This is a genomic window from Streptosporangium sp. NPDC003464 (assembly GCF_053588315.1).
This window is the reverse complement of the sequence record NZ_JBSFPS010000443.1, coordinates 1-4711: the sequence shown is the minus strand read 5'-3', so window position 1 is coordinate 4711 and position 4711 is coordinate 1. Positions and strand designations below refer to the sequence as shown.

The 4711-nt window shown below is 71.8% G+C and carries 3 protein-coding genes; all 3 read right to left on the bottom strand.

Features of this window, described 5'->3' with window-relative positions; all coding sequences use genetic code 11:
- Positions 1 to 1062, bottom strand: a 1062-nt coding sequence (locus tag ACWDS7_RS46735) for a hypothetical protein (protein WP_451934555.1), incomplete at its 3' end; no start/stop codon positions are given.
- A 177-nt stretch (positions 1063 to 1239) separates the two neighbouring features.
- Entirely contained in the window at positions 1240 to 1737 is a 498-nt protein-coding gene (locus tag ACWDS7_RS46730; protein WP_451934554.1) for a SixA phosphatase family protein, read from the bottom strand.
- A gap of 181 nt (positions 1738 to 1918) precedes the next feature.
- Positions 1919 to 4252, bottom strand: a complete 2334-nt coding sequence (locus ACWDS7_RS46725; protein ID WP_306860600.1) for a sodium-translocating pyrophosphatase — start codon at positions 4250 to 4252, stop codon at positions 1919 to 1921.
- Between the last annotated feature and the right edge of the window lie 459 nt (positions 4253 to 4711).

The window sequence follows — 4711 nt, the reverse complement described above, 5'->3', positions numbered from 1 at the left end:
CAACCGGCCGAACCTGGGCAGGCGCGGCCCGATCTCGACCCCCTCGGCCGCCTGCTGCGCCACCGACCGCACCGCCATCCCGATCCGGTCCAGGCACCGGCGGACCTGTCCGAGCAGCGCGGCCGCGGGCAGCGGCGCCTCGCCCGCGTGGGCGGAGCGGCGGACCTCCTCGACCCGCTCGGCGAAGCGCCCCATCGCCTCCAGCGCCTCGGGCACCGCGGCCGAACCGCCGAGCGACACCGCCTCCCGCAGCGCGCGGGCCAGCGGCCCGACCGCCTCCTCCAGCTCTCCGGCCCACTCGGTGCCCATGTCGGCCTGCGCGGCCGCCGCCCGCAGCACGCGCAGGGCGACGGTCTCGTGGAGGATGCGGGTCAGCGTGGCCAGCAGCCGCCGCAGGGCCCGGTCGTCCTCCTCCGAGACCCGGTAGAGGCAGAAGGCCCGGGCCGCGTCGTCCACCGCGGTCCCGGCACGGCGGCGCAGCACCTCCCAGCTCTCGTCGGACAGCGGGGCCCGCCCCCCGGCCTCCAGCAGGTCGGCGAGCGCCGCGCCGGCCTCCTCCAGGGCCGCGCGGAGCGGCTGGAGGCGGCGCACCGGCCAGAGCACCACCAGCAGCAGCGTCATCAGCAGGCCGCCGGCCGCCGCGAGTTCCATGCGGACCGGTACGCTCATGCCCGCCGGGGCGAAGTAGGCCAGGGCCACGGCGAGCATCGAGGAGACGCTGATCACCGGCCAGTAGCCGCCGGCCAGGGCGACCAGTCCCATCACGGCGACGGCCGGCCAGGGGTGGGGCTGCATCAGCGCGCCGAGGCCGGAGCCCAGGGTGACCATGAGCGTGGCGACGAGCAGCTTGCGGGCGCGCTCGCCGTACGGCAGGCCCGGGGCGTCCCCGAAGACGGTGAGATAGCCGCCCAGGGCCGCCACCGCACCCTGGGGGACACGGCCGAGCACGACGCCGAGCAGCAGCGGCAGGCAGATGCCCAGCGCGCACAGCAGGCTGTACCCCCAGGCGGGCCGGCCGGAGATCACGAAGTCGCCCCGCAGCGCCTCGGCGATCTTCCGCATGCCACCCCCCGAGGTCGTCAGGACGGGGGGATGTGACCTTCCTGCCCGCCCTCCGGGCACTTAGTGCTCCCGGTGACCGGTGACCGGCGCGGTGACCTCCCGCCGTACGGTGGCCGGAGCCTCCGGGGATCAGGGTTTCCGGCCGTACGGCCGCCGGGGCCTCCGGCCACGCTGTGCTCAGTGGTCCTTGGGGCTCCAGCGGACGACACCGCGTCCCGTGTCGAGCTCGGCCCACTCGCCCTCGGCCTCGATGACGGCGAACGCGCCGGGCGGGAAGCCGGGGTCGTCGTCCTCCGTGGCGCCGGGGCCGTCGTCCCCCGTGGTGAGGTCCAGGACCAGCTCGTGGACACCGGGGTTGTGCCCGACCAGGATCAGCGTGCGGACCTCGGGGTCGCTCCGCCGGATCAGGGACAGGAGCTCGTCGGAGTATGCCTGGTAGATGGCCGGTTCGAAGGTGATGTCGGCACCGGGCAGGGCCAGCCCGGCGGTCTGCCTGGTCCGCGTCGACGGCGAGCAGAGCACCAGGTCGGGCCGGAGATCCATGCCGGTGAGCGCCTCACCGGCCCGGCGGGCGTCGCGCTGCCCGCGCTCGGTGAGGGGGCGGTCCCGGTCGGCGAGGCCGGGGATGTGGGCCGCCTTGGCGTGCCGCAGCACGACCAGCGTGCGTGTCGTCACCTCGCCGCCCACATGGCGATCCCCACGATCACCGCGAACACCGCGGCCATCGCCAGCAGGATCATGATGAGTGACTTGCCTCCGGAGGGCTGCTGTTCCATACGCCCAAGTTTCCCACCGAGGGGCCCCGCACGCGCGGAAGGGGTGCGCGGCCCCGCGCACCCCTTCCGTCGGCCCTCGCTCAGCTGGAGATCGGCTCCCGCTCGCGCTTGACGTTGTTCTCCTCGGTCGGGGAGATGCTCGCCGACCGGCGCTTGGAAACGATCACCGCGGCGACGACGATGCCCGCCGCGACCACGGTGACGCCGATCCGCAGCGCCACGTTGTCGGCGTAGGCCACCACGGCCGGGGCGATCAGCAACGCCACCAGGTTCATCACCTTGAGCAGCGGGTTGATCGCCGGGCCCGCGGTGTCCTTGAACGGGTCGCCGACGGTGTCACCGATGACGGTGGCCTCGTGGGCGGAGGACCCCTTGCCTCCGTGGTGGCCGTCCTCGACCAGCTTCTTGGCGTTGTCCCAGGCGCCGCCGGAGTTGGCCAGGAACACCGCCATCAGTGTGCCGCAGGCGATGGCACCGGCGAGGAACGCGCCGAGCGGCGCGTAGCCGAGGGCGAAGCCGACGGCGATCGGGGTGAGCACGGCGAGCAGGCCGGGCGTGGCCAGCTCCCGCAGCGAGTCACGGGTGCAGATGTCGACGACCCTGCCGTAGTCGGGCAGCTCCGTGCCCTCCATGATCCCCGGCTTGGTGCGGAACTGCTCGCGCACCTCGAAGACCACCCGGCCGGCCGCCCGGCCGACCGCCATGATCGCCAGGCCGGAGAACATGAACACCACCGCGGCGCCGATGACCAGGCCGACCAGCACGTTCGGGGAGTCGACGCTCAGGCTGAACGTGCCGAAGGAGCCGAGCGCGTCCTTCACGCCCTGGGTCGCGCCGGCGAGCTGGGTCTCGATCGCCGTCCGGAAGGCGCCGAACAGCGCCGTCGCGGCGAGCACCGCCGTGGCGATCGCGATGCCCTTGGTGATGGCCTTGGTGGTGTTGCCCACGGCGTCGAGCGAGGTGAGGACCTGGGCGCCCTCGCCGTCGACGTCTCCGGACATCTCGGCGATGCCCTGCGCGTTGTCGGAGACCGGGCCGAAGGTGTCCATCGACACGATCACACCGACCGTGGTCAGCAGACCGGTGCCCGCCAGGGCCACGGCGAACAGGGCGATGGTGACGTTGCCGAAGCCGAGCAGGAACGCCCCGTAGACGGCGGCGCCGATGATCAGCGCCGAGTAGACCGCCGACTCCAGGCCGACGCTGATGCCGGACAGGATGACCGTGGCGGGGCCGGTGCGGGCACTCTCGCCGATGTCCTTCACCGGACGGCGGTTGGTCTCGGTGAAGTAGCCGGTGAGGATCTGGATGGCGCTGGCCAGCACCAGGCCGATGAGCACCGCCCCGATGGCGATCAGGCGCGGGTCGGTGGTGACCGCGGCGATCTCCGGGCTCACCCCGGTCAGGCCGGCGAAGCTGCTGGGCAGGTAGAGGAAGGCCGCGACGCCGACGAGGATCGCCGAGATGACGGCCGAGATGAAGAAGCCGCGGTTGATCGCGGCCATGCCGGAGCGGTCGCCGCTGCGCGGGGCGGTGGTGAAGATGCCGATGATCGCGGTGATCACGCCGATCATCGGCACGATCAGCGGGAAGACCAGGCCCTCGGTGCCGAAGGCCACCTTGCCGAGGATCAGGCTGGCCACGAGCATGACCGCGTAGGACTCGAACAGGTCGGCGGCCATGCCGGCGCAGTCGCCGACGTTGTCGCCCACGTTGTCGGCGATGGTGGCGGCGTTGCGCGGGTCGTCCTCGGGGATGCCCTGCTCGACCTTGCCCACCAGGTCGGCGCCGACGTCGGCGGCCTTGGTGAAGATGCCGCCGCCGACCCGCATGAACATGGCGAGCAGGGCGGCGCCGAAGCCGAAGCCCTCCAGCACGGCCGGGGCGTCGCCGCCGTAGGCGATCACCACGATGGCGGCGCCGAGCAGGCCGAGACCGACGGTGATCATGCCGGCCACGCCGCCGGTGCGGAAGGCGATCCGCATCGCGACCTTCTCGCCCGTCTCACGGGCGGCCGCGGCGACCCGGACGTTTCCGCGGACGGCCAGCCACATGCCGATGAAGCCGGTCAGCGCGGAGAAGAGCGCGCCGACGACGAAGAAAGCCGACCGGCCGATGGCCACGGCGGTCGATTCGGCGGGGAGCAGGTAGAGCAGGAAGGGGATCAGGATGACGAACACCGCGAGTGTCCGGAACTGCCGCGCCAGGTAGGCGGAGGCTCCTTGCTGTACGGCGCGCGCGATGTTCTGCATGCGCTCGGTGCCTTGGCCGGCGGCGAGCACCTCTCGCACGAGGACGCCGGCGACGGCGAGTGCGAGCAGGGCCACGACGGCCACCACTATCACGATGTTGAAATGAGAACCGCTCAGGGATACCGCTGGCTCTTCGGCAACGGCTAGATGGAGCACAGACATCCGACTCTCCTCGGCAAGACGGGAACACGTCCTGCCCGGAGTGCGCTGCGGTGAATGGTCGGCTGACGGAGCGGCGCACTCCGGGTGTTGGCAGTGCCGCTTCCGGTTGCGTCCGCAGACTTCCCACGGAATCGGACCCGTTCACGGGCCGCTCCGAAGGACAAACCTTGGCCGGTGCCGGGAGTCTACGCAGCTACGACGCGGATATGAAGCCTCTGCGCGCGGCTGTTTAACAGCGCGTTCAGCAATCGCCATCGACCGGCCTGCTTATAAGGTTCTTCTGAGCGGCACTACGGATCTCAAACCCGCATTTCCCTCTAATTTCGGCCTACACGTATCAAAATTATGTTTTGCCCGAAAGTGCGGGCCCACATACGGAAAGCCGGGCGCGCCCGATGGGCGCGGCTCCGCGCGGCGCGCGGACTCTTCCGCCAGGCGCGCGGCCTCATCCGTGGCGGC

Excerpts from the sequence above, each read along its gene's own strand:
- ACWDS7_RS46725 (WP_306860600.1), bottom strand. The coding sequence starts at position 4,252 with ATGTCTGTGCTCCATCTAGCCGTTGCCGAAGAGCCAGCGGTATCCCTG.